Source organism: Lysobacter alkalisoli (genome assembly GCF_006547045.1).
In the GTDB taxonomy this organism is placed as follows: Bacteria; Pseudomonadota; Gammaproteobacteria; order Xanthomonadales; family Xanthomonadaceae; genus Marilutibacter; species Marilutibacter alkalisoli.
On the sequence record NZ_CP041242.1, the window covers coordinates 1,383,319 to 1,406,669 of the forward strand.

Sequence of the window (23,351 nt, forward strand, 5' to 3'; positions counted from 1 at the left end):
GAATCAGATGCCTTGGTTTTCAATCGGGGGAAGTCGCCGGATCCCCGCTTTCACGGGGATGACAGCCGGACGTCGGGTTTCCGAGGCTCCCGGAAGGACGCGCATTCTAGCAAGCGGCCTCGGCTCAGGCGGCCTTCAGCGGCGGATTGAGCTCCAGCACCACCCGCACCAGCCCCGGCGAGTCGTGCTGGTGTTCGCGCACGAAGCCCAGCGACTTCGCCAACTGCAGCATCGGCTGGTTGTCCTCGAATACATCGCCGTAGAGGCGCTGGACCTTCTTGCCACGCGCCCACTTGACCAGCCGTGTCATCAGGTAGCGGCCCAGGCCCATGCCGGCGATGTAATGGCTGACCAGGATCGCGAACTCGGCATCATGGCCGTCGGGATCGATGGCGATGCGCGCAACCGCCCCGACCAGCGCCTGGCCCGGCGGCAGCGGTTCGGCCGCGACCAGGGCGAACTCGGTTTTGGGGTTGATGCGGGAGAAGCGTTCGGCCGCTTCCGGGGTCAGTTCCTTGACCGAGTGGAGGAAGCGCTGCCGGACCTCGCCTGGCTGCAGCAGGCCGAAGCCCTCGCGCAGTGGAACCGCGTCGTCGGGCCGGATCGGGCGTATGAGTACTTCGCGCCCGTTGGGCAGGCGCTGGTATTCATGCCAGGGCGGGAGCCGTTCACGCGAGGCCATGCGCGGATATTCGCATAACGGAGGGGGATGTGGTCTTCATGCGGCTATCACGCCCGCTATCCGTTGGACCGGTGGCCAGCAGGAACGGGCAAGTGGGCCGGCACCGCCTGGTCGGAGTGCATGCCCCCGGCCCTCCGCCTATACTCGCGCGCCTTGTTTCAACGGTAATGATGCGATGGCTGCCGGCAGTGACTCGACCCGCGCGATCCTGTTCGCCCTCGGGGCCAATTTCGCGATCGCCTGCGCCAAGGGGGTGGCGGCGTTCTTCACCGGCTCCGGCGCGATGCTGGCCGAGACCGTCCATTCGCTGGCCGACTGCGGAAACCAGGGCCTGCTGCTGCTGGGGATGAAGCGGTCCAGGCGCCCGGCTTCGACCGAGCATCCCCTCGGTCATGGCAAGGCGGTCTATTTCTGGTCGTTCCTGGTAGCGGTGATGCTGTTCACCGTGGGCGGGATGTTTTCTCTGTACGAGGGCATCCACAAACTGCAGCATCCCGAGCCGATCAGGCAGTGGGGGTGGGCGGTCGGCGTACTGGCGTTCGGCATCGTGCTCGAGGCGGTCTCGATGCGCGCCTGCCTGCAGGAGGTCAACAAGGTCCGCGGCGACCGCAGCCTGTGGCGCTGGTTCCGCGAAAGCCGCCAGAGTGAGCTGGTGGTGATCTTCGGCGAGGATCTGGCGGCGCTGCTGGGGCTGGCGTTCGCGCTCGCAGCGGTGGTGCTGGCGGTGGCCACCGGCAACCCGGCCTGGGATGCGATCGGCACGATCGGCATCGGCGTGCTGCTGATCGTGATCGCGGTGCTGGTGGCGGTCGAGGTCAAGGCGATGCTGATCGGACAGAGTGCCGATCCTGAACGCCAGCGGCAGATCCTGGCGTTCCTCGAGGCGCGTCCGGAGGTCGAGCGGGTGATCAACCTGATCACCCTGCAACTGGGCGATGAAATGATGGTGGCGGTGCAGGCGCAGATGCGCGGGGGCGGGGACATGCCGGTGCTGGCAGGACGGATCGATGCCGTCGAGCAGGCGATGAAGCAGGCCTTCCCGGACGTACGCTGGAGCTTCTTCGAGCCGGACCTGGCCACCGACCCATGACGTGGCTCACCGGTCCCGGGTCCGGCGCTGCGATCAGGCGGCGGCCTTCAGCCAGTCCAGGCGCCAGGAGGCACCCGGCTCGCCCAGGGCCGCGACCAGCGCCGGCAGGGTGGTCTTCAATGCGATATCCAGTCGCCAGGGCGGATTGAGCAGCAGCATGCCGCTGCCGTTCATGCGCAGCGGCGAGTCGTCCGGGTGGACCATCAGCTCGGCGACGAATGTCGATCTCGCCGGCAGGTTGGTCGCCCGGCGCAGGAACGGCTGCAGCGAGCGCCGTCGCTTGATCGGATACCACAGGGCGTAGGTCGCCTGCGGCCAGCGTTCCAGCGCCGATCGCAGTGCCGCCAGGGCATGATCGAACTCCTCCAGCTGCGCTTCGTAGGGTGGGTCGATCAGGACCAGCCCGCGGCCGAAGCGGGTGTCGCCGATCCTCGGCGGCAGCAGGGCCTTGAGTGCTGCGTAGCCGTCGCGGGCATGCACGGCCACGCGGTGATCGCCAGCGAAGGTCTGCCGGAGCGCGGCGGCTTCCTCCGCTTGCAGTTCACAGGCCGCGATCCGGTCCTGTTCGCGCAACGCGTGCGCCAGCAGCCACGGCGAGCCCGGGTAGGCGTGCGAACCATGCGCCATCCGGCAGGCCTGGACCGCCCGCAGGTAGCGCTCCAGCGGCGGGCACTGGCGGCCGAGCTCGATCAGGCGACCGATCCCGCCCGCGGCCTCGCCGGTGCGGCGGGCAGCGTCATCGTCGAGCCGGTACAGCCCGCGCCCGGCATGGCTGTCGAGCACGAACACCGGCGCCGGCTTGGCGGTCAGCGCGTCGCAGATCGCCAGCAGCGCGACATGCTTGAGGACATCGGCATGGTTGCCGGCGTGGAAGGCGTGGCGATAGTTCATTGATCGGGGCAGGGGCGGGAATCGGACAGCGTATCCTGTCACCCCGGGCGCAGCGAGGAATCCGCTTTGATGGTTCGCGGGTGATGCAGGCGGGCATCGCTTTGCAGGACACGCCGTAAACCCATCCATGGGGGCTCGACCGCGGCATCCATGCCGCGGACGGTCCTGCAAAGCGATGCCCGCCTGCATCTTGATACATCATGGAAAAGCGGATTCCTCGCTGCGCTCTGGGGATGACGGCAATCCATCATTCCCCATTCCCCATTTCCCGTTCCCGCTCCTGCTTTCCCATGCGCATCCTGCTCGTAGAAGACGAAACCGATATCGCCGCCACCGTGCAGTACGCACTGGAAGCGGCGGGATTCACGGTCGATCACTGCCTGACCGGCGGTGACGCGGAGCGGCTGGCGGCAGGCGGGCAGCACGAGCTGGCGATCCTCGACATCGGCCTGCCGGACATGAGCGGGCTGGACCTGTGCCGTACGCTGCGCCGGCAGCGCGACCTGCCGGTGATCTTCCTGACCGCGCAGGATGGCGAGATCGACCGCATCCTCGGCCTCGAACTCGGCGCCGACGATTACGTCACCAAACCATTCTCGCCGCGCGAGCTGGTGGCGCGGGTACGGGTGGTGCTGCGGCGCGGCCAACGCCAGGCCGGACCGGTGGCGACGTCGGGCGGGTTCGAGCACGATGCCGAAGGCCGCCGCATCCGCTACCACGGCCGCTTGCTGGACCTGACCCGCTACGAGTACGGCCTGCTTGCTGCGCTGCTGCAGCGGCCGGGTGCGGTGCTGTCGCGGGCACAGCTGATGGACCGGGTCTGGGGCGACGCGCTGGAAAGCGGCGATCGCACCGTCGATACCCACGTCAAGACCGTGCGTGGCAAGCTGCGCGAGGTGCGGCCCGATACCGACCCCATCCGTACCCACCGCGGGCTGGGCTATTCCATCGACATCGATGGCGGCGGCGATGCCGGCGCGGTCTGAGCGGGCGCTGCAATGAAGATCGGCCTGCGCATCTTCCTCGGTTACTTCCTGATCGTGGCCCTGGCCGCGCTGCTGCTGACACGGGTGTTCCTGGCCGAGGTCAAGCCCGGTGTGCGACAGGCGATGGAGGACTCCCTGGTCGACAGCGCCAACGTGCTGGCCGAGCTGGCTGCCGATGACTTCCTCGCCGGCCGTATCGATGACGGCCGCTTTGCCGACCGCATCCGCGCCCTGGGCAGTCGCGACCTCGGTGCCGAGATATGGGGATTCGGCAAGCGCACCGCGCAGTACCGCGTCTATGTCACCGATGCGCAGGGCATCGTCGTCTTCGACAGCAGCGGACGCGACCTCGGCAAGGACTATTCGCGCTGGAACGATGTCTACCTGACCCTGCGCGGTCGCTACGGTGCCCGCTCCAGTCCGGAAAATCCCCATGACCCGGATTCGACCGTCATGCACGTCGCCGCGCCGATACACGATGCGGACGGCCACATCGTCGGCTCGCTGACGGTGGCCAAGCCCAATCGCACCATCGCGCCGTTCATTGCCCGCAGCCAGTCGGTGGTGCGGCGCTGGGGCCTGCTGCTGATGGGGGTGGCGTTGGGCGTGGGCGTGGTCGCCGCGTGGTGGCTGTCGCGGCAGGTGCAGGGCCTGCAACGCTACGCGCGCGCGGTGACCGCCGGCGAGCGCGCCACCCCGCCGCGGGCGAGCGGCGAGTTCAGGGCGCTTGGCGAGGCGCTGGAAACCATGCGCACGCGGCTGGAGGGCAAGCAGTACGTCGAGCAGTACGTGCACACGCTGACCCACGAAATGAAGAGCCCACTGGCCGCGATCCGTGGCAGCGCCGAACTGCTCGAAGATGGCAGTGCAGATGACGCTCCGCCGATGGCAGACGCCGACCGCGCCCGGTTTGCCGCCAACATCCGTCGCCAGAGCGAACGACTGGCGCAGATGATCGACAAGCTGCTGGCACTGGCGGCGGTGGAACATCGCCAGCATCTGGAGGATCCGCAGTCGTTGGCACTCGACGATCTGCTCGCGGAAGCCGTCGAAATGGCCCGACCATGCCTGGAACGGGCCGGCGTGACCTGCCGGATGGAAGTCGAGCCATCGCTGCCGGCCGTGCGGGGTGATGCCTTCCTGCTGAGGCAGGCGGTGGTCAACCTGATCGAGAACGCCGCTGACTTCGCACCGCGCGGCACTGAGGTTGAAGTCGCAGCCAAGCGCGATGGCGAGGGTGTCCGCATCGAGGTCCGTGACCGTGGTCCCGGCATCCCCGGCTACGCGCTCGACCGCGTGTTCGAGCGCTTCTACTCGCTGGCCCGACCGGACGGCGGCAGCCGCAGCAGCGGGCTGGGCCTGAGTTTCGTCGCCGAGGTGGCGGCCCTGCACCTCGGCCGCGCCACACTCGCCAATCGCGAAGACGGCGGCGCCGTCGCCAGTCTCAGGCTGCCGGTCTGAGGTCCATCTCTTTTCGATTTCTCCCGGGGTGGAGACCCCGTTCCAACTGTTCCCGGCAGATCGAAAGCCACCCGACTTCACACTCGCTACACAACAACCCCATCCTCCCCCCGCATCGCCCCCCGATCCTGTCGCCACTACAACCGACAGGAGAGGGTGATGCGACTCTGGGTGAAGATACTGGTGGTGATCGGGATGACCCTGGCCATCCTGATACCACTGCTGATGATCCGTGGCGTGATCAGCGAGCGGCAGGCCTACCGTGCCGACGCCGTGCGCGAGGTCGCCCGCAGCTATGCCGGCGCGCAGGCGTTCTCGGGGCCGGTGCTGGTGGTGCCGTACACCGAAAACGTACTGGTCGAAGAGAACGATGCCGACGGCAAGCCGCGGCAGGTCGAGCGCGAACAGAGCCATCAATGGGTGTTCTTCCCGGAAAACCTCGATGTGCGCGGACAACTGCAGCCCGACACACGCAGGCTCGGCCTGCACGAAGTCCGGGTGTACGAATGGGAGGCGACCGCGAAGGCGGAATTCAAGGCCGTGATTCCGGTCGATGAAACCGGCGCCCGCAACCGGCGGATCGGCCAGGCCTGGCTGAGCTACGGGATCGCCGACGTGCGTGGCCTGCTGGCACCGCCACGGATGCAGTTGAACGGCGAGCCGCGCGAGATTGCGGACGGGCTGGGCCATGCAAGCGGAGCCGGCGTGCATGTCCGCCTGCCGGCCCCTTTGCCTGGCGAGGAGCTGGTGCTCGATACCCGGCTCGACTTCACCCTTGGCGGCACCGAGTCGCTGTCGCTGGTGCCGCTGGGCAAGCACAACGACTTCGCCATCGATTCGAGCTGGCAGCATCCCCGCTTCAGCGGCAGTTTCCTGCCGCGCAACCGCGATATCGACAGCAACGGCTTCAATGCGAACTGGCAGGTGGCCTCGGTGGCGACCAATGCACAACGGCAGTATCTGGGTGGCGACCGGTTGCCGATGACCGGGCTGGACGACGCCAGCGCCCTGCGCTACTTTGAGCATTCCGGTCCGCTGGATGCGGTCAAGGTCTCGCTGGTCGATCCGGTCAACGTTTACTCGAAGGCCGACCGTGCGACCAAGTACGGCCTGTTGTTCGTGCTGATCACCTTCGTCGGCTTCTTCATCTTCGAGCTGGTCAGGCAGCTTCCGGTTCATCCGATCCAGTACGGCCTGGTCGGGCTTGCGTTGTCGATCTTCTTCCTGTTGCTGGTCAGCCTCAGCGAGCACATCGCCTTCGGCTGGGCATACCTCACCGCCAGTGTCGCCTGTCTCGGCTTGATCGGTTTCTACCTCAGCGCGGTGCTGCGCAGCGTACTGCGCGGACTGGGTTTCGCGGCGATGCTGGGCCTGTTGTACGCGGCGCTGTACGGCCTGCTGGTGTCGGAAGACAACGCACTGGTGCTCGGCTCCGGCCTGCTGTTCGTGATTCTGGCGGCGCTGATGACCGTGACCCGCAAGGTCGACTGGTACCAGCTGGCGGGGCGGCCCGCTCCGCGCGCCTGAGGACCGGTTCGCATGGACGGTACAGGGCCCAGGGAAGGGCCGCCTGCCGCGACAACGGTCGATCCGGCGGCACGGAAGGTCCTCCGCGGCCCGCGATAGCTTCTAGAATTCCGCCATGGACATGCATGCATCCCCCGGCATCCGCGTGGTCTCCGGCACGGCGATCACCCCCTACATCGATGACCTCGCGTCCCTGCGCACCGAGGTCTTCCGTAGTTGGCCCTACCTCTACGATGGCGACGCCGCCTACGAAGCCGATTACCTCAGCGTCTATCTCGACTCGCCGTTCAGCGTCGTCGTACTGGCGGTCGACGGAGACGAAGTGGTCGGTGCCTCGACCGGCCTGCCGCTGATGGATGCGGACGCGGCTTTCCGCGCACCGTTCGCCGAGGCTTCGATCGATCCGGTCGAGGTGTTCTACTGCGGTGAGTCGGTGCTGTTGCCGCGGTATCGCGGGCGCGGCTTCGGCCACCGCTTCTTCGAGGCGCGCGAGGCCCATGCGCGTTCGCTGGGCGGGTTTGCCTGGACCGGATTCTGCGCGGTCGAGCGCAGCGACGACGATCCCAGGCGCCCCCCATTCCATCGCGAACTCGGCGCGTTCTGGCGCCGGCGCGGTTACAGCCCGCACCCGCGGCTGTCGGTGGAACTGCCGTGGCGCGAACCCGGGGTAGGCGAAGTCGGCCACGTGCTGCGCTACTGGCTGCGGCCGCTGGAGCGGGTGCTTTGAGCAAGCCGGGCGGGCCCTTGCGGGTCGCGGTGGCCAGATACCGGATCGAGCCGCGACCATCGGGTTTCGGTTTCGACGCCTTCGCCCGCAAGCAGGCCGACTGGCTCGGTGAGGCGCAGAAGCTCGGCGCGCGGCTGGCCGTGTTGCCCGAATACCTGTCGCTTGAACTGGCAGCGGCGTTCCCGCCGGCCATTCATGCCGACCTGCAGACTTCGCTGGAGGCCATCCAGGCCTTGCACGAACCATGGATGGCGCTGTTCTCGCGACTGGCGAGCGAACTGGACATGCACATCGTCGCCGGCAGTTTCCTGCTTGCGAACGGACGCGGCGGCTATCGCAACCGCAGCTATCGCTTCGCCCCGGATGGCCGCCACGGCTGGCAGGACAAGTTGCAGCTGACCTGCTTCGAGAAAAAAGCCGGTCAGGGCGGGGCGGGGGTGATCGAGCCGGGCGATGCGCTGGGCGTGTATGAAATCGATGGCGTGCGCACCGGCACCGCGGTCTGCTACGACTGCGAGTTCCCGTTGCCGGTACGCGCACAGCGCGAGGCCGGCATGCAACTGCTGGTGGTGCCGAGCTGCACCGATACCGATGCCGGCGCGACCCGGGTCCGGGTCGGCTGCCTGGCCCGCGCGCTGGAGAATCGCTGCTTCGTCGCCCAGGCGGTCACGGCCGGCGAGGCGCCGTGGAGTCCGGCGCTGGACGCCAATACCGGCGAGGCGGCGGTGTACGCGCCGATGGATGCCGGCCTGCCGGACGACGGCGTGCTCGCGATGACCCGGGGCGAAGAGCGCTGGGCGGTGGCCGAACTGGACTTCGCCGCGCTGGAGGCCAGTCGCGAACGCGCCCAGGTGGCCAACGACCGCGACTGGCCCGGCCAGCTTGCACCGGCCATCGCCCGCGCGAAGTTCGACCCGTAGAAGCGGCACGAGCCGCAATCGGCTCAATGCTGAGCGGGGCCGGGGCCTGCGCCGGCTATGCCGGCCGGGTCAGCGTTTGCCGAACAGCGAACCGCACAATGCCTCGGCGCCCTGTACCAGGGGCGATGATGACAGGGGCAACATCCACTCAATCGGGGTCGCGGTAGACCGGCAGCTCGGTGTTGCGTCGGAAATCGAAGATCAGCTGGGTCTGGATGTGCGCGACTTCCTCGCGCTCGGTGAAGGCGGTGAGCGCGAATTCGCGAAGGTGGTGGCTGTCACGCACGCCCACGTGGACAAGGAAGTCGTCCGCGCCGGCCAGGTGGTAGAACGCCAGCACCTCCTTCAGCCCCAGCAGGTGCCGGTGGAAGCTGTCGACCAGTGCGCGTGAATGGCGTGCGAGCCGCACCGCGACCATCGCCTGCAGGCCGATGCCGATGGCCGGTGGAGCGACTTCGGCGTGATAGCCCTGGATGGCGCGCGATTCATGCAGGCGCCGGACCCGCTCGAGTGCGGTCGACGGCGCGATGCCGGCCTTCTCGGCCAGAGTCTTGTTGGGCAGCCGCGCATTCTTCCGCAGCAGCCGCAGCAGCTCGAAGTCGATTCGGTCAAGCATCGTCGATTTCCTGTTTGATCGAATAATGTTCGGAACTGATTCTATCAGTCGCATGTTCTTCTAGAGTTTGCCTCTGAGTCGACAGAGGATTGCCATGAATCGCTTCGAGACCGCACTTGTCCACGCTGGCCGCGACGACTTCCGCGAGGCCGGCGTCCACGCCCCGCCGATCGACCTGTCGACGACCTACCCGGTCGCGGACCTCGACCAGGGGACGGCCAGTTTCGATGCGTTGGTGGCCGGGCAGGCGAGCGCCGCGAATCCGATCTACGCGCGCCTGCACAACCCGACCGTGGCCCGCACCGAGTCGGCGCTCGCCCGGCTCGAGGGTACCGAGGCCTGCGTCGCGTTCGGCTCCGGCATGGCGGCGCTGACCGCGGTGCTGATGGCGCGCCGCGCGCACGGCGGACACGTGCTGGTGGTGCGGCCGCTGTACGGCACTTCCGACCACCTTCTGGCAAGCGGCCTGTGCGGGATCGAGGCCGAGTTCGTCGATGCGGACGAGATTGCCGCGCGCCTGCGTCCCGATACCGCCCTGGTCATCATCGAAACGCCGGCCAACCCGACCCTCGACCTGGTCGACATCCGTGCGGTCGTTGCGGCCGCCGGCGCGGTGCCGGTGCTGGTCGATTCGACCTTCGCCACGCCGGTGCTGCAGAACCCGGCTGCACTGGGTGCGCGCTACGTACTGCACAGTGCAACCAAGTTCCTGGGCGGTCACGGTGACGTGATTGCCGGTGTCGTGTGTTGTGAAGAGCCGCTGGCCCAACCGCTGCGCACGGTGCGGGCGGCGACCGGCGGCCTGTTGCATCCGCTGGCGGCCTACCTGCTGCACCGCGGCTTGCCGACGCTGGCGCTGCGGGTCGAGCGCGCACAGGCCAATGCCCGGGAGATCGCCGCGCGTCTGGCCGCACATCCGCAGGTCGCGCGCGTGTTCTACCCGGGGCTCGGAACCGTGCGCAACGCCGCGCTGGCGGAAACACAGATGCGTGGTCCGGGCGCGCTCATGGCCTTCGAGATGGTCGGCGGCCATCGTGCCGCGGCGATGGTGATGCGTTCGGTCGCGTTGATGACGCCGGCGGTGAGCCTGGGGTCGGTAGACACCCTGATCCAGCACCCCTCGGGATTGACTCATCGGGTGGTCAGTGCAGCGGACAAGACCGCCAATGGGATTACCGAAGGTCTGCTGCGCCTGTCGGTGGGCATCGAGCACGTCGAAGACCTGTGGGCGGACCTGGCGCAGGCGCTCGATCGTGCCGCCGCCGACGGCTGCCAGAAGGCAGCCTGAGCCGCACGGGGCCGAGCGACCGGGAGAAAAACGACCCCGCGGTATTGCTGCGGGGTCGGATGATCAGCTGGCCGGCGGTCGCCCGCCGGTTTCATGCAGGTCCGGGAGGTCAGGCCAGGTCGAAGCGATCGAGGTTCATCACCTTGTTCCAGGCCGCGACGAAGTCGTCGACGAACTTCTGCCCGGCATCGGAACTGGCGTAGACCTCGGCCAGTGCACGCAGCTCCGAGTTCGAACCAAAGACCAGGTCCACGCGGGTGCCGGTCCACTTCTTCTTGCCCGATTTCCGGTCGTGTCCTTCGAACAGATCCGCGGCCTTCGATACCGGCTTCCACTCAATGGCCATGTCGAGCAAGTTGACGAAAAAGTCGTTGGACAGTGCACCCGGACTGGAGGTGAGCACGCCATGCCGGCTGCCGTCGAAGTTGGTGCCGATCACGCGCATGCCACCGACCAGGACGGTCATCTCGGGCGCGGTCAGGGTCAGCAGTTGCGCCTTGTCGATCAGCATCGCCTCGGCCGGGATCGGCAGCTTTGCCCTGATGTAGTTGCGGAAGCCGTCCGCGAGCGGCTCGAGCATGTTGATCGAGTCGACGTCGGTCTGCTCCTGCGAAGCGTCGCTGCGTCCCGGCGAGAACGGCACGGTCACGTCGAAGCCGGCATTCTTCGCCGCCTGCTCGACACCGGCGCAACCGGCCAGCACGATCAGGTCGGCCAACGAGACCTTCCTGCCACCGGCCCCCGACTTGTTGTAGTCGGCCTGGATGCCTTCCAGCGTCTTGAGCACCTTGGCGAGCTGGGCCGGATTGTTGACTTCCCAGTCCTTCTGCGGATCGAGGCGGATGCGGGCGCCGTTGGCACCGCCGCGCTTGTCGCCGCCGCGGAAGGTCGAGGCAGAGGCCCAGGCAGTCGAGACCAGCTCGGCCACCGACAGGCCCGAATCCAGCACCTTGGCCTTGAGCGTGGCGATGTCCTTGTCGTCGGCCAGCGGGTGGTCGACGGCCGGGACCGGATCCTGCCAGGTGAACTCCTCGTCCGGTACTTCCGGGCCAAGGTAGCGGGCGCGCGGTCCCATGTCGCGGTGGGTCAGCTTGAACCAGGCGCGGGCGAACGCATCCGCGAACTGGTCCGGGTTCTCCAGGAAGCGCCGCGAGATCTTCTCGAAGCCCGGGTCCAGGCGCAGCGACAGGTCGGTGGTGAGCATCGTCGGCACGAGCTTCTTCGACTTGTCGTATGCGTGCGGGATCGTCGGCTCGGCGTCTTTCGCCACCCACTGGTGCGCGCCGGCGGGGCTCTTCGACAGCTCCCATTCGTGGCCGAAAAGGATCTCGAAGAAGCTGTTGCCCCATTGCGTCGGCGTCCGCGACCAGGTCACTTCCAGGCCACTGGTGATGGTATCGGCGCCTTTGCCGCTGCCGAACGCGTTGGCCCAGCCGAGGCCCTGTTCCTCAAGGCCGCCTGCCTCGGGTTCGGCGCCGACATTGTCGGCCGGGCCGGCGCCGTGGGTCTTGCCGAAGCTGTGGCCGCCGGCGATCAGGGCGACGGTCTCCTCGTCATCCATCGCCATGCGGCCGAAGGTGTCGCGGATGTCCTTGGCGGCGGCGATCGGATCGGGATTACCGTCCGGGCCTTCGGGGTTCACGTAGATCAGGCCCATCTGCACGGCCGCGAGCGGGTTCTCGAGATTGCGGCTGTGGATGTCGCCATCGGCGTCGTCGTCGGAGACGAGAACGGCTTCGTCCTCGCCTTCCACGACGCCCGGCGAGCCGTGAGCGTAACGGACGTCACCGCCCAGCCAGGTGGTCTCGCGACCCCAGTACACGTCCTGGTCCGGTTCCCAGGTGTCCTCGCGGCCGCCGCCGAAGCCGAGGGTCTTGAAGCCCATCGATTCCAGTGCGACGTTGCCGGCGAGGATCATCAGGTCGGCCCAGGAGATCTTCTGGCCATATTTCTGCTTGATCGGCCAGAGCAGGCGACGCGCCTTGTCGAGGCTGACATTGTCCGGCCAGGAATTGAGCGGGGCGAACCGCTGCTGGCCCCGGCCTCCACCGCCGCGGCCGTCGCCGACCCGGTAAGTGCCGGCGCTGTGCCACGCCATGCGGATCATCAAACCGCCGTAGTGGCCGAAGTCGGCCGGCCACCAGTCCTGAGAATCGGTCATCAGTGCGTGGAGGTCCTTTTTCAACGCGTCGTAGTCGAGGCTCTTGAACGCTTCGGCGTAATTGAAGTCCTCGCCCAGCGGATCGGACCTGGAGGAGTGCTGGCGCAGGAGGTCGACCCGCAACTGGTTCGGCCACCAGTACCTGTTCGAAGTACCCTCGCCGGCGGCGTGCTTGAACGGGCACGTTGCTTCGGATGACATCTGTGCTCTCCTCTGGCTGTTCGTGCCCGCATTCGTCCAGCTCCGGGATCGCGGGCATCGAGTTGATGGAATGGCTGTCTTTGCAGGAGCGGCTGGAAGTTGTTGAAGCCGTGCCATTACCGTACGCCCGGCCTGTTGATTTCTGAAATTGAATGTTCCTAGCGAACCAATAGCGCGTGGCTATCTGCGTGAAAGCGGTGTGTAGAGCACCCTTTTCCGGGAATGCAAGCAGGGATACAGAAGGGCGCCGACCATCCTGCGCCGCGATCGATGACGAAATCGTTCATGCGGCGGGGAGTTCGAGATGGGTGGCAATCTCCTGTTGATTGCTGACAACCGATGGCAGCAGCCCCGGTGCAGACTGCGGGTTCCCTTGAACGGAGTCGCGCCATGAAAGACAAGTTGATCTTCCATACCCACCCGATGTCCCGCGGTCGGGTTGCCCGCTGGATGCTGGAGGAAACCGGACTGCCCTACGAAACCGTGGTGCTCGACTACGGCACCACGATGAAGGCGCCGGAGTACCGGGAGATCAACCCGATGGGCAAGGTGCCGGCGCTGAAGCACGGCGATACCGTGATTACCGAGAATGCGGCGATCTGCCTGTACCTGGCCGACCTGGTGCCGGACAAGCAACTGGCGCCGGCGCCGGGTTCGAAGGAGCGCGGCAGCTACTACCGCTGGATCAGCTTCATGGGACCGCTGGAACAGCTGATGATCGCCAAGTCCACGGGCAAGCTGGCCGAACCGGCCCAGGCCGGCTACGGGACCGAGGCCGACGTGATCGCGACCCTGGAATCCGCCATTGGCGACAACGACCACCTGGTCGGCGACCACTTCACCGCCGCCGACCTGCTGGTGTCGGCCTACATCGGCTGGTACCTGCAATTCGAGATGCTGGAAGCTCGTCCGGCCTTCGTTCGTTTCGTCGAACTGCACAGGCAGCGGCCGGCAGCGTTGCGCGCCAATGCCATCGACGAGGCGTTGGCGCAGGAGCATCCGGTTCCGGGTGGTGGCTGAACGCCGCCCCTTCGGCTGCCTTCTACTGCAGTGACTTGAGCCGGTACAGGGCTTCGAGAGCCTGTTTCGGGGTCAGCTCGTCCGGGTCGAGTCCGGCCAGCGCCTCCATCGCCGCCGACGGCGCCCCGAACAGGCTCGCCTGGCGCGGGGCTTCGAGTGTTTCGGGGAGCAGGGGGGGCGCGGCCGGCGTGTCGTGGCCGCGCTGTTCGAGCTCAGCCAGCCGGCCCTTGGCTTGTTGCACCACCGCCTTCGGCAGACCGGCCAGTGCAGCGACCTGCAGGCCGAAGCTGCGGTTGGCCGGACCGTCCTTGACCGCGTGCATGAACACCAGCCGGTCGCCGAGGACCTTGTCGTGGTGCTCGACCGCGTCCAGGTGCACGTTGGCGATGCCGCTGCCCGGCCCGGCGAGTGCGGTCAATTCGAAATAGTGCGTCGCGAACAGCGTCCAGGCGCGGTTCTTCTCGGCGAGATGGCGCGCGCAGGCTTCGGCCAGGGCAAGGCCGTCGTAGGTCGAGGTGCCGCGGCCGATCTCATCCATCAGCACCAGCGACTGCTCGGTCGCGTGGTGGAGGATGTAACTGGTCTCGCTCATCTCGACCATGAAAGTCGACTGGCCCTTGGCCAGGTCGTCGCCGGCGCCGATTCGGGTCAGGATGCGGTCGATCGGCCCGATCACCGCGCGCGACGCCGGTACGAAGCTGCCGATGTGGGCGAGCAGCACGATCAGCGCGTTCTGGCGCATGTAGGTGCTCTTGCCGCCCATGTTAGGGCCGGTGATGACCAGCATGCGGCGGCCGTTGCCGCCGTCGGCGTCTTCGCTTGCATCCCCAGGACCAGGTCGTTGGGCTCGAACGGATCGTCGCGCACCGCCTCGACCACCGGGTGGCGGCCGCGTTCGATGTGCAGCTTCGGCGCGTCGGTCAGTTCCGGTCGTGCCCAGTCCAGCGCCTGCGCGCGCTCGGCCAGGCCGGCGAGCACGTCGAGCTCGGCCAGCGCGGCGGCGCAGGTCTTCAACTCGGGCAGGCGCTCGTTGAGCATGTCGAGCAGTTGCTCGTACAACAGGCGCTCGCGGGCCAGTGCACGTTCGCGCGCCGACAGCACCTTGTCCTCGAACTGCTTGAGTTCCTCGGTGATGTAGCGCTCGGCATTGGTCAGGGTCTGCCGGCGGGTGTAGTGGGTCGGTGCCTTGCCGGCCTGCGCCTTGCTGATCTCGATGTAATAGCCGTGCACGCGGTTGTAGCCGACCTTGAGGGTCGGGATGCCGCTGGTCTCGCGCTCGCGGATTTCCAGGTCGATCAGGAACTGGTCGGCGTTTTCCGACAGCCGTCGCAGCTCGTCGAGTTCGGTGTCGTAGCCCTCGGCGAATACGCCACCGTCGCGCGCCAGCACCGGTGGCTGCTCGACGATGGCGGAGGCGAGCAGGTGGGCGTGTTCGTCGTGCTCGCCGAGTTCGCCGACCAGCTCGGCCAGGCGCGGCGCGTCGAGCGGGCCGAGCAGGGTGCGTACACCCGGGATCAGGCCGAGCCCGTCGCGCAGCGTCGACAGGTCGCGCGGGCGCGCGCTGCGCAGGGCGATACGCGACAGGATGCGTTCGAGGTCGCCGAGCGCGCGGAACGATTCGCGCAGATCGTCGCCGGCCCGCGACTCGATCAGCGTCTCCACTGCCTGGTGGCGCAGACGCAGGGTGTCGCGATCGCGCAGCGGACGGTGCAGCCAGCGCCGCAGCAGGCGCCCGCCCATCGGTGTGACCGTGCTGTCGAGCACGCCGAGCAGGGTGTTGCGGGTGTCGCCGTCGACGCGGGTGTCGAGTTCGAGATGGCGGCGGGTCGCGGCATTCATCGCGATCGCGCCATCGCCGGACTCGACCGCAATCGAGCTCAGGTGCGGCAGGCGCTGCTTCTGGGTTTCCTCGACATAGCCGAGCAGGGCGGCGGCGGCGGCGATCGACAGCGGGTTGTCGTCGATGCCGAATCCCGAAAGGTCATGCAGGTTGAAGAACTTCAGCAACTGCCGGCGGCCGCTGTCGGCATCGAACAGCCACGGTGCGCGCCGGCGCAGGCCGCCACGCTCGAGCACGAAGTCCGGCCAGCCGTCCTCGTCGGCGATGAGGGTCTCGGCCGGTTCCAGCCGTGCGAGTTCGGCTTCCAGTGCGTCCTCGCTGGCGACCTCGTTGACCATGAAGCGCCCGGCGGCGAGGTCGGCCCAGGCCAGACCGTAGCCATTCCTCATCCGCGAGATCGCCAGCAGCAAGGTGTCGCGACGCTCGTTGAGCAGCGCCTCGTCGGTGACCGTGCCCGGGGTGATGATCCGCACCACCTTGCGCTCGACCAGACCCTTGCTCGCGGCCGGATCGCCGATCTGCTCGCAGATCGCCACCGACTCGCCCAGCGCGACCAGCCGCGCGAGGTAGCCCTCGGCCGAATGGTGCGGCACCCCGGCCATCGGGATCGGCGCCCCGCCGGAACTGCCACGCTGGGTCAGGGTGATGTCGAGCAGCCGTGCGGCCTTGCGCGCATCGTCGTAGAACAGCTCATAGAAGTCGCCCATCCGGAAGAACAGCAGCACGTCCGGATGCTCCGCCTTGGCGGCGAAGAACTGCTTCATCAGGGGAGTGTGTTCGGGCGTCTTGTCGGCGCTCTTGGACATCGGGCTCGCTGGAAGTGTCATGGCGCGGGCAGGGGACCCGGCGCGGCCGTCGATTGTAACGGGTGGTCGCGGACGGGCGGCGCGACCGACCAGCCTGGACCGGCAGTGCGGGAGTTTCCGGATCCGTCGCGCAAGCGCATCAGGTCGCGCCCGTCGATCCCGCCATCGACCATGCCACGGCGCATGCCAGCAACAGGCCGGTTGCGAGCCAGCGCCAGCGCATCATGCCTCGCCAGGCCAGCGGCCACGGGCGCGGCGGGCCGGCATGTTCCGCCGCCGCGGGGTCCCGACGACGGGCCGAGCGCAGCGCATCGGCCGCCCGCAGTCCATAGAGATAGGCGCCGGTCAGGCTCAGCGTGGTCAGCAGGGCGCCGAATGCGAACCAGACCAGCTTGACCGGCAATCCGCCGAAGTTGCCGAAATGCAATGGATCGGCCATCTCGGCGATGCGCTGGTGCACGCCCATGTCGCGGGCCTCGTTGTGGCCGAGCCAGTGGCCGTCGGTGGCATCGAACGCGATCACGTTGGCGCGCGGCCGCACCAGCACGGCCTCGGCCTGTCCGCGCAGCAGCAACAGGCCGTCGGCACTCCACGGGAAGACCTGGCGGATCTCGAACGCCGGCCAGCGCCTGCGTGCCTCGGCAACGGCGCGGTCGATGGCGGCGGGGCTGGCATCGATGGGCGTTTCAGCTATCGCGAGGCGCTCGGGTTCGGGCAGCGACGGCAGCCGGGCCCCGCCACCCAGGGCTTCGACCAGGTACCAGGTGCCGGTCAGTGCGATCAGGGCGACGAAGCCCAGGCTCCAGACCCCGGCCAGGCGGTGGATGTCGCCCCACCAGCGGCGCGGGCGATCGCCACGCGGGCGGACGAAGAACCCGCGCCACCAGTGACGGTAGATGTAGAGGCTGCTGAGCAGGCTGATCGCGAGCGGGATCGACAGTGCCGCCACCAGCGGCAGGCCGATGTACAACGGCAGCATCAAATGGCGATGGGTGTTGCGCAGAAAGCGGTGGACGTTGAAAAAGGCGGTGTCGCCGGTGACCGTGCCGCGGTACGGGTCCACCCAGACGAAACGGCGCTGCCCATCCGGCGTCGTGACGCGAACCCTCGCGGCGAAGCGCGGGCCTTCCGGCGCTTCAGCAAAGTCGATCCGCCAGTCCGGATGGGCGGTACGTGCGGCGGCCAGCACCGCGCCCCAGCTCGCGTGCGTGGGCGCGGGCTCAACCCGCATCGGTGGATGCAGCAGCCAGTCGATCTCGTGCGCGAGCACTGCCAAGGTGCCGGTGAGGCAGACGAAGGCCATCAGCACGCACAGCTTGAGCCCGACCCAGCTGTGCAGGTCGAACCACAGCCGGCGGCCACGCGGCTTGCGCGTGGCGTCGTTGGAGGCTGGCATCGGCTGGCCCATGCGTGCGCTCAGAACCTGTAGCGCGCCTGCAGGTAGAACCGGCGCGGCTCGCCCGGGAAGTGGCCGGTGCGGTCGATGAAGCCGCTGGCGGCATAGACCTTGTCGAACAGGTTCTTGATGTTGGCCTGGAAGTGCCAGCCGTTCCACTCGGTCTGCCAGCTCAGGTCGTAGATGGTGTAGGGCTTGACCCGTTGGCCGCTGAGGCTGAGCCGTTCGTCGACGTAATCGGCGCCGAAGCCGATCGCCGAGCGCAGCGCCGGAAGCTCGTAGCGCGTCCACAGGCCGAAGGTGTTGCGCGGCGCGTTGGCGAAGCGGTCGCCGACCGAGTTGGTGATGCCGCTGACGCCGGCGTCGATCACCCGCGCGTCGTTGTAGGCGTAGGACGCGTTGAGTACCCAGTGCGTGGTCAGGTCGGCGAGCAGGTCGAGCTCCAGGCCGTCGCTGCGGACCAGGCCGAGCGGGGCGAGCTGGTTGACCCCGTCCACCGTCTCCCCGGTCGCCTGCAGCACATTGCTGCGTTCGATCCGGTACAGCGCCGAGTTCAGGGTCACGCGGCCGTCGGCGAACGCGGTCTTGAGGCCGATCTCCTGCTGCCGGCTGTGCTCGGGATCGAACGGGCCGCCGACGGCCGTGCCCTGGTTACCCGCGCTCTGCGGCTTGAATCCGCTGGCGACGTTGGCATAGGCGTGGACCTCGCCGGTCAGCGCCCACACCGTGCCCAGGCGCCAGCCGAGGTCGTCGCCGTCGACGCGGCCGCCGTTCGCGCGGTCTTCGTCCTCGAATCCGTCCCAGCGCAACCCGGCCAGCAGTTGCCAGCGCGGTCCGAGTTCGATCTGGTCCTGCAGATAGATCCCGTAGCGGGTGCCGCGCACGCGGGTGCTGCGCCAGGGGGTGAAGTCGTAGTCGGCGATCGAGGCCAGGCCGTACTCGGGATCGAACAGGTCCACGCCCGGCACGGTGCCGCCCGCGATCACATCCAGGCTGTGGGCCGTGCGGCCGAAGAAGTCGTTGTCCTCGCGGTAGCCGTCAACGCCGAACAAAACGGTATGGCCGAGCCCGCCGACCTGGGTCCGCCAGACGCCGTTGAAGTTGGCGGCCAGCCCCTCGACATGGCGGGCCTGGTCACGGAACTGCCGGGTCATCCACTCCTCGGTGCCGTCGCCGTCGCGGTCGATCAGCCCCCAAGGCTCGTGATACTGCTGGCGCTCGTCGTTGTAGAACCAGCGCACCGCGGCGTCGATGTCGAGCGCGGCGGTCGGCGAGGCGGTATAGATCGCCAGCGCGATCCGCGCGTCCATGTCGAGGAAGTCACTCGCCTCGTTGTGGTTCCAGCGGCGATCGGTCAGGAAAAGACCGTTGTCTGTCACCGGCACGCCGCGCAGGCGGTTGCCAGCCTGGTCCTGCTCGATGTCGGTGACCTTGAAAGTGAGCGTGCCGGTGCTGCCGACGTCGAGCGAAAGCGCGGCGTCGCCCATGCGCACTTCGTTGTCGGTGTTCCAGCGGAACGGCTCGGCCGTCTCGCCGTAGACGCCGACGCGGTAGAACAGGCGCTCGCTGCCGGCCACCGGCCCGGTGGACTGGAACGAGCCGGCGAGGAAGTCGTAGTTGCCGGCCTGCAGTTCGATGCTGGTCCCGGGCGTGCGGCGGGGCTTGCGGGTGATGTAGTTGATCACCCCGCCCGGGTCGCCACCGCCATACAGAGCGCCCGCCGGCCCCTTCAGTACCTCGATGCGCTCGATGTCGAACAGCTGCGGCACCGAGAAGCCGGCATAAGGGTCGCCGCGCAGGCCGTCGTAAAGCACGTTCTCCTGGCGGAACCCGCGCAAGGTGACGCCGGCGTAGCTGAAGAAGCTGATGCCGCTGATGCTGCGGTACAGGTCGGTGACCTGGTGCGCGGCCTGGTCGTCGATCAGTTGCCGCGGCAGCACCTGCACTGCCTGTGGCACCCATTCCAGTGGCGTCTGGGTGCGGGTTGCGGTGGTGGAATCGTCGACCTTGTACAGACTCTGGGCCCGGCCGACGACCTGCACGCTGTCGAGATCGGTCACCGACGGGTCCGTCCGGTCGCCTGCGGCATCGGCCTGCTGGGCGGCGGCAAGGCCGGGCAGGGACAGGGTCATGGCAAGTGCGATGGCGTGGCGGCGGGCGGTGCGGATGGCACCGGCCCGGATGGGCCCGATGGGCATGGTTTCGATTCCCCGAGTTGTTAAATAAGAATCATTCTCTCATGAGAAAGATTCTCATCAACCCCAGCGCCGGATTTCAACATGTGTGCCTTACCCCGGATGGACGACCCGTGGGGCTTGTTGATGTCACTAACATTCGATTATTCTGGATATATGGAAATAAATGACGCGACCCTGGCATTGTCCGCGCTCGGACAGTCCACCCGATTGTCAGTGTTCCGACTGCTCGTCGAGGCTGGCCCGGAAGGGCGGATGGCCGGCGACATCGCCGAGGCCCTGTCGTTGCCTGGCGCGACTTTGTCCTTCCATCTCAAAGAGCTGGGCGCAGCCGGCCTGATCAGTGGCGAACAACGCGGCCGCTGCATCTGCTACCGCGCCAGGTTCGACACGATGAACGCGCTGATCGAGTTCCTTACGCGCAACTGCTGCGGGGGAACGGTCGAATGCGTGCCGAAGGCAGCATGCAAGTGAGCAGCTCCTTGCCATCGAAATTCCCCGCACAAGCGAGCAGACCCCAATGACCATCAAGACCGGCATCAACGGATTCGGCCGCATGGGCCGCCTGACCCTGCGCGCGGCGCTGCAGCGCGATGACCTCGCGGAGCTGGAGTTCGTCCGCATCAACGACCCCAGCGGCGATGCCGCCACCCTCGCGCACCTGCTCAACTTCGACTCCATCCACGGCCGCTGGACGCATGAAGCCCGCCACGACGGCGACGACCTGCTGATCGGCGACCGCCGGATCCCGGTCACCCGAAACACCGCCATCGCCGACACCGACTGGTCCGGCTGCGATGTCGTGATCGAGGCCAGCGGAAAATTCCGCAGGAAATCGGTGCTGCAGCCCTACCTCGACCAGGGCGTGCCGCGCGTCGTGGTCACCGCGCCGGTCAAGGAAGCCGGCGTGCTCGACACCGTGGTCGGCGTCAACGACCACCTGTTCGACCCCGCCACGCACCGCATCGTTACCGCCGCTTCCTGCACGACCAACTGCCTCGCGCCAGTGGTCAAGGTGATCCATGAAGGCCTCGGCATCCTCCATGGCAGCATCACCACCATCCACTCGCTGACCAACACCCAGGTCATCGTCGACGCCGCCCACAAGGACCCGCGTCGTGCCCGTGCCTGTGGCAGCAGCCTGATCCCGACCTCCACCGGCTCGGCCACCGCCATTGCCGAAATCTTCCCCGAACTGCGCGGGCGCCTCGACGGCATCGCCGTGCGCGTGCCGTTGACCAATGCCTCGCTGACCGACTGCGTGTTCGAGGTCGAGCGCGCGACCACGGTGGAGGAGGTCAACGGCCTGCTGGAGGCGGCTTCGAAGTCGACGCCGCTGGCCGGCATCCTCGGCTACGAAACTCGCCCGCTGGTGTCTATCGACTACCGCAGCGATCCGCGCTCTAGCATCGTCGATGCGCTGTCCACCCGCGTCATCCACGGCACCCAGGTCAAGATCTACGCCTGGTACGACAACGAATGGGGCTACGTGAGCCGCACCGCGGAGCTCGCCCTCAAGGTGGGTTCGGCGAGCTGATGGACGCGGCGGACCACAAGGCCGCGCTGCGCCAGTACGCGCTGATCACCGGCAATTACTGGGCGTTCACCCTGACCGACGGCGCGCTGCGCATGCTGGTGGTCCTGCACTTCCACCAGCTCGGCTACGGCGCGCTGCAGATCGCGCTGCTGTTCCTGTTCTACGAGGTGTTCGGCGTCGTCACCAATCTGGTCGGCGGCTGGCTCGGCGCGCGCATCGGCCTCAACCGGACCATGAACATCGGCCTGGCGATGCAGGTCGTTGCCCTGTCGATGCTGGCGATACCGACGGTCTGGCTGTCCGTGCCCTGGGTGATGGCGGCGCAGGCGCTGTCGGGCATCGCCAAGGACCTCAACAAGATGAGCGCCAAGAGCAGCATCAAGCTGCTGGTGCCGGACGCGGGTGGCGCGCTGTACCGCTGGGTGGCGGCGCTGACCGGTTCAAAGAACGCACTCAAGGGCGTCGGCTTCTTCCTCGGCGGCGTGTTGCTGGCCGCGCTCGGCTTCCGCGGCGCGGTGCTGGCGATGGCGGCGATGCTGGCCTTGGTGTGGCTGGGCAGCCTGGTCTGGTTGCGCCGCGATCTCGGCAAGGCGAAGGCCCGGCCGAAGTTCAGCCACCTGTTTTCCAAGAGTCGCCCGGTCAACGTGCTGTCGGCGGCGCGGCTGTTCCTGTTCGGTGCACGCGATGTCTGGTTCGTGGTCGCGCTGCCGGTGTTCCTGGTCGCGACGCTGGGTTGGGACGACTGGCAGGCCGGTGCGTTCCTGGCCGCGTGGATCATCGGCTACGGCATCGTGCAGGCTTCGGCGCCACGCTTCGTGCGCGGACGCGACGGGCATCCGCCGGGGCGCGTCGCCGCGTTCGCGTGGGCGGCGGTGCTTTCGCTGGTGCCGGCGCTGATGGCGTGGCAGCTCGCAACAGGGCAGCCCGGCGATGGTGTATCCGCGCAGACGGTGCTGCTGGCCGGGCTGGGCATGTTCGGCGTGCTGTTCGCGGCCAATTCGGCACTGCACAGCTACCTGATCGTCAGCTATGCGCGCGAAGACGGTGTCTCGCTCGACGTCGGCTTCTACTACATGGCCAACGCGATGGGCCGGCTGGTCGGCACGGTGCTGTCGGGCTGGGTCTACCAGGCGAGCGGGCTGGTCGCCTGTTTGTGGGTGTCGGCGGCGTTCGTCGCGGTGGCCGCGGGGGTGGCGCTGCTGTTGCCTGCACACGAATTTAAAGGAGAAACCTGATGACCCTGATGCAGGCCCCGGCCATCGCGCGCCTGCGCGAACTGCGTGACCCCGACGTGCTGCCCGCACTCTGCCGCGAGCACGTGCAGCCGTCAGCGATCGACGGCCATCCACCGCGAATTCTGCTGCTGTACGGCTCGCTGCGAGAACGCTCGTACTCACGGTTGGCGGTGGAGGAAGCGGCACGGCTGCTGCAATTGTTCGGCGCCGAGACGCGCATCTTCGATCCGCGCGACCTGCCGTTGCCCGACCAGGTGGCCGGCGACGACCACCCTGCCGTGCGCGAGCTGCGCGAACTTTCGATGTGGTCGGAAGGGCAGGTGTGGTGCTCACCCGAGCGCCACGGCCAGATCACCGGCGTGATGAAGGCGCAGATCGACCACCTGCCGCTGTCGATGGGCGGCGTGCGCCCGACCCAGGGAAGGGCCCTGGCGGTGATGCAGGTGTCCGGTGGCTCGCAGTCGTTCAACGCGGTCAATTCGCTGCGCCTGCTCGGCCGCTGGATGCGGATGTTCACCATCCCCAACCAGTCCAGTGTCGCCAAGGCCTGGCAGGAGTTCGACGAGGGCGGACGGATGAAGCCGTCGTCGTACTACGACCGCATTGTCGACGTGATGGAGGAACTGGTGCGGTTCACCCTGTTGCTGCGTCCGCACACGCAGGTGCTGACCGACCGCTATTCGGAACGAAGGGAAGCGGCTGCCAAGTTGCAGGCGACTGCCGCGCTGGCCGAGGTGGGCACCAAGGGCTGATGTGCATCCGCAGGAGCGGC

Annotated in this window: 18 protein-coding genes and 1 pseudogene; 12 read left to right on the top strand and 7 right to left on the bottom strand. The window is 67.6% G+C overall.

Features of this window, described 5'->3' with window-relative positions; genetic code table 11:
- Positions 1–124 precede the first annotated feature (124 nt).
- Complete coding sequence (locus FKV23_RS06095; RefSeq protein WP_141623056.1) at positions 125–682, bottom strand: GNAT family N-acetyltransferase; 558 nt, start codon at positions 680–682, stop codon at positions 125–127.
- Positions 683–857: 175 nt separating this feature from the next.
- Between FKV23_RS06095 and FKV23_RS06100 the strand changes: the two genes are divergently transcribed.
- Positions 858–1,772 (top strand): cation diffusion facilitator family transporter, encoded by a 915-nt coding sequence (locus FKV23_RS06100; RefSeq protein ID WP_141623057.1) that lies wholly within the window; start codon positions 858–860, stop codon positions 1,770–1,772.
- 33 nt (positions 1,773–1,805) lie between these two features.
- Here FKV23_RS06100 and FKV23_RS06105 read toward each other — a convergent pair whose 3' ends face one another.
- Positions 1,806–2,663: a 23S rRNA (adenine(2030)-N(6))-methyltransferase RlmJ gene (locus FKV23_RS06105; RefSeq protein WP_141623058.1), complete on the bottom strand. Its 858-nt coding sequence runs from the start codon at positions 2,661–2,663 to the stop codon at positions 1,806–1,808.
- A 263-nt stretch (positions 2,664–2,926) separates the two neighbouring features.
- Here FKV23_RS06105 and creB point away from each other — a divergent pair, with 263 nt between their 5' ends.
- The 5 genes from creB to FKV23_RS06130 all read left to right on the top strand — a co-directional run bounded on the left by creB (position 2,927) and on the right by FKV23_RS06130 (position 8,284).
- On the top strand, positions 2,927–3,649 hold the full coding sequence (gene creB, locus FKV23_RS06110; protein WP_407067669.1) for a two-component system response regulator CreB: 723 nt from the start codon (positions 2,927–2,929) through the stop codon (positions 3,647–3,649).
- Positions 3,650–3,661: 12 nt separating this feature from the next.
- A complete protein-coding gene (gene creC / locus FKV23_RS06115; protein ID WP_141623060.1) occupies positions 3,662–5,110 on the top strand; it encodes a two-component system sensor histidine kinase CreC in 1,449 nt (482 codons plus the stop codon).
- Between the two features lie 159 nt (positions 5,111–5,269).
- Complete coding sequence (gene creD / locus FKV23_RS06120) at positions 5,270–6,637, top strand: cell envelope integrity protein CreD (protein ID WP_141623061.1); 1,368 nt, start codon at positions 5,270–5,272, stop codon at positions 6,635–6,637.
- 121 nt (positions 6,638–6,758) lie between these two features.
- The gene (locus FKV23_RS06125) at positions 6,759–7,364 is read left to right on the top strand and encodes a GNAT family N-acetyltransferase (protein WP_141623062.1); all 606 of its coding nucleotides are present in this window, start codon (positions 6,759–6,761) and stop codon (positions 7,362–7,364) included.
- A 17-nt stretch (positions 7,365–7,381) separates the two neighbouring features.
- Positions 7,382–8,284: a carbon-nitrogen hydrolase family protein gene (locus tag FKV23_RS06130; RefSeq protein WP_141625075.1), complete on the top strand. Its 903-nt coding sequence runs from the start codon at positions 7,382–7,384 to the stop codon at positions 8,282–8,284.
- 148 nt (positions 8,285–8,432) lie between these two features.
- Here FKV23_RS06130 and FKV23_RS06135 read toward each other — a convergent pair whose 3' ends face one another.
- A complete protein-coding gene (locus FKV23_RS06135) occupies positions 8,433–8,900 on the bottom strand; it encodes an Lrp/AsnC family transcriptional regulator (protein WP_141623063.1) in 468 nt (155 codons plus the stop codon).
- Between the two features lie 94 nt (positions 8,901–8,994).
- Here FKV23_RS06135 and FKV23_RS06140 point away from each other — a divergent pair, with 94 nt between their 5' ends.
- Positions 8,995–10,188, top strand: coding sequence for a trans-sulfuration enzyme family protein (locus FKV23_RS06140; RefSeq protein WP_141623064.1), 1,194 nt, complete (start codon positions 8,995–8,997; stop codon positions 10,186–10,188).
- Positions 10,189–10,297: 109 nt separating this feature from the next.
- On the opposite strand, the gene katG is transcribed toward FKV23_RS06140, so the two are convergent.
- A complete protein-coding gene (katG, locus tag FKV23_RS06145; RefSeq protein WP_141623065.1) occupies positions 10,298–12,550 on the bottom strand; it encodes a catalase/peroxidase HPI in 2,253 nt (750 codons plus the stop codon).
- 390 nt (positions 12,551–12,940) lie between these two features.
- On the opposite strand from katG, the gene FKV23_RS06150 reads away from it, so the two are divergent.
- Positions 12,941–13,570 (top strand): glutathione S-transferase family protein, encoded by a 630-nt coding sequence (locus FKV23_RS06150; RefSeq protein WP_141623066.1) that lies wholly within the window; start codon positions 12,941–12,943, stop codon positions 13,568–13,570.
- Positions 13,571–13,592: 22 nt separating this feature from the next.
- Here FKV23_RS06150 and mutS read toward each other — a convergent pair.
- The 3 genes and pseudogenes from mutS to FKV23_RS06165 form a co-directional block, all read right to left on the bottom strand.
- Positions 13,593–16,237 (bottom strand): annotated as a pseudogene (gene mutS, locus FKV23_RS06155) (DNA mismatch repair protein MutS).
- Positions 16,238–16,355: 118 nt separating this feature from the next.
- Positions 16,356–17,624, bottom strand: coding sequence for a PepSY-associated TM helix domain-containing protein (locus FKV23_RS06160; RefSeq protein ID WP_141623067.1), 1,269 nt, complete (start codon positions 17,622–17,624; stop codon positions 16,356–16,358).
- Positions 17,625–17,632: 8 nt separating this feature from the next.
- Positions 17,633–19,810 carry a TonB-dependent siderophore receptor gene (locus FKV23_RS06165; RefSeq protein ID WP_407067650.1) on the bottom strand — a complete coding sequence of 726 codons (2,178 nt, stop codon included), beginning with the start codon at positions 19,808–19,810 and terminating at the stop codon, positions 17,633–17,635.
- 153 nt (positions 19,811–19,963) lie between these two features.
- Between FKV23_RS06165 and FKV23_RS06170 the strand changes: the two genes are divergently transcribed.
- From FKV23_RS06170 to arsH, 4 genes are read left to right on the top strand one after another with little or no spacing between them, the layout of a single operon-like run.
- On the top strand, positions 19,964–20,281 hold the full coding sequence (locus FKV23_RS06170; protein WP_141625077.1) for an ArsR/SmtB family transcription factor: 318 nt from the start codon (positions 19,964–19,966) through the stop codon (positions 20,279–20,281).
- Positions 20,282–20,327: 46 nt separating this feature from the next.
- On the top strand, positions 20,328–21,344 hold the full coding sequence (locus FKV23_RS06175) for an ArsJ-associated glyceraldehyde-3-phosphate dehydrogenase (RefSeq protein WP_141623068.1): 1,017 nt from the start codon (positions 20,328–20,330) through the stop codon (positions 21,342–21,344).
- Positions 21,344–22,579 carry an organoarsenical effux MFS transporter ArsJ gene (arsJ, locus tag FKV23_RS06180; protein WP_141623069.1) on the top strand — a complete coding sequence of 412 codons (1,236 nt, stop codon included), beginning with the start codon at positions 21,344–21,346 and terminating at the stop codon, positions 22,577–22,579. Before FKV23_RS06175 ends, arsJ begins: the two co-directional genes overlap by 1 nt.
- Complete coding sequence (gene arsH, locus FKV23_RS06185; RefSeq protein ID WP_407067651.1) at positions 22,579–23,331, top strand: arsenical resistance protein ArsH; 753 nt, start codon at positions 22,579–22,581, stop codon at positions 23,329–23,331. Before arsJ ends, arsH begins: the two co-directional genes overlap by 1 nt.
- Positions 23,332–23,351: the final 20 nt, after the last annotated feature.

Coding starts and splice junctions, on each gene's coding strand:
- FKV23_RS06150 (WP_141623066.1), top strand. CDS start 12,941: ATGAAAGACAAGTTGATCTTCCATACCCACCCGATGTCCCGCGGTCGG.
- FKV23_RS06170 (WP_141625077.1), top strand. CDS start 19,964: ATGGAAATAAATGACGCGACCCTGGCATTGTCCGCGCTCGGACAGTCC.
- FKV23_RS06140 (WP_141623064.1), top strand. CDS start 8,995: ATGAATCGCTTCGAGACCGCACTTGTCCACGCTGGCCGCGACGACTTC.
- FKV23_RS06175 (WP_141623068.1), top strand. CDS start 20,328: ATGACCATCAAGACCGGCATCAACGGATTCGGCCGCATGGGCCGCCTG.
- arsH (WP_407067651.1), top strand. CDS start 22,579: ATGACCCTGATGCAGGCCCCGGCCATCGCGCGCCTGCGCGAACTGCGT.
- arsJ (WP_141623069.1), top strand. CDS start 21,344: ATGGACGCGGCGGACCACAAGGCCGCGCTGCGCCAGTACGCGCTGATC.
- katG (WP_141623065.1), bottom strand. CDS start 12,550: ATGTCATCCGAAGCAACGTGCCCGTTCAAGCACGCCGCCGGCGAGGGT.
- FKV23_RS06160 (WP_141623067.1), bottom strand. CDS start 17,624: ATGGGCCAGCCGATGCCAGCCTCCAACGACGCCACGCGCAAGCCGCGT.
- FKV23_RS06105 (WP_141623058.1), bottom strand. CDS start 2,663: ATGAACTATCGCCACGCCTTCCACGCCGGCAACCATGCCGATGTCCTC.
- FKV23_RS06125 (WP_141623062.1), top strand. CDS start 6,759: ATGCATGCATCCCCCGGCATCCGCGTGGTCTCCGGCACGGCGATCACC.
- FKV23_RS06165 (WP_407067650.1), bottom strand. CDS start 19,810: ATGCCCATCGGGCCCATCCGGGCCGGTGCCATCCGCACCGCCCGCCGC.
- FKV23_RS06095 (WP_141623056.1), bottom strand. CDS start 682: ATGGCCTCGCGTGAACGGCTCCCGCCCTGGCATGAATACCAGCGCCTG.
- FKV23_RS06100 (WP_141623057.1), top strand. CDS start 858: ATGGCTGCCGGCAGTGACTCGACCCGCGCGATCCTGTTCGCCCTCGGG.
- creC (WP_141623060.1), top strand. CDS start 3,662: ATGAAGATCGGCCTGCGCATCTTCCTCGGTTACTTCCTGATCGTGGCC.
- FKV23_RS06135 (WP_141623063.1), bottom strand. CDS start 8,900: ATGCTTGACCGAATCGACTTCGAGCTGCTGCGGCTGCTGCGGAAGAAT.
- creD (WP_141623061.1), top strand. CDS start 5,270: ATGCGACTCTGGGTGAAGATACTGGTGGTGATCGGGATGACCCTGGCC.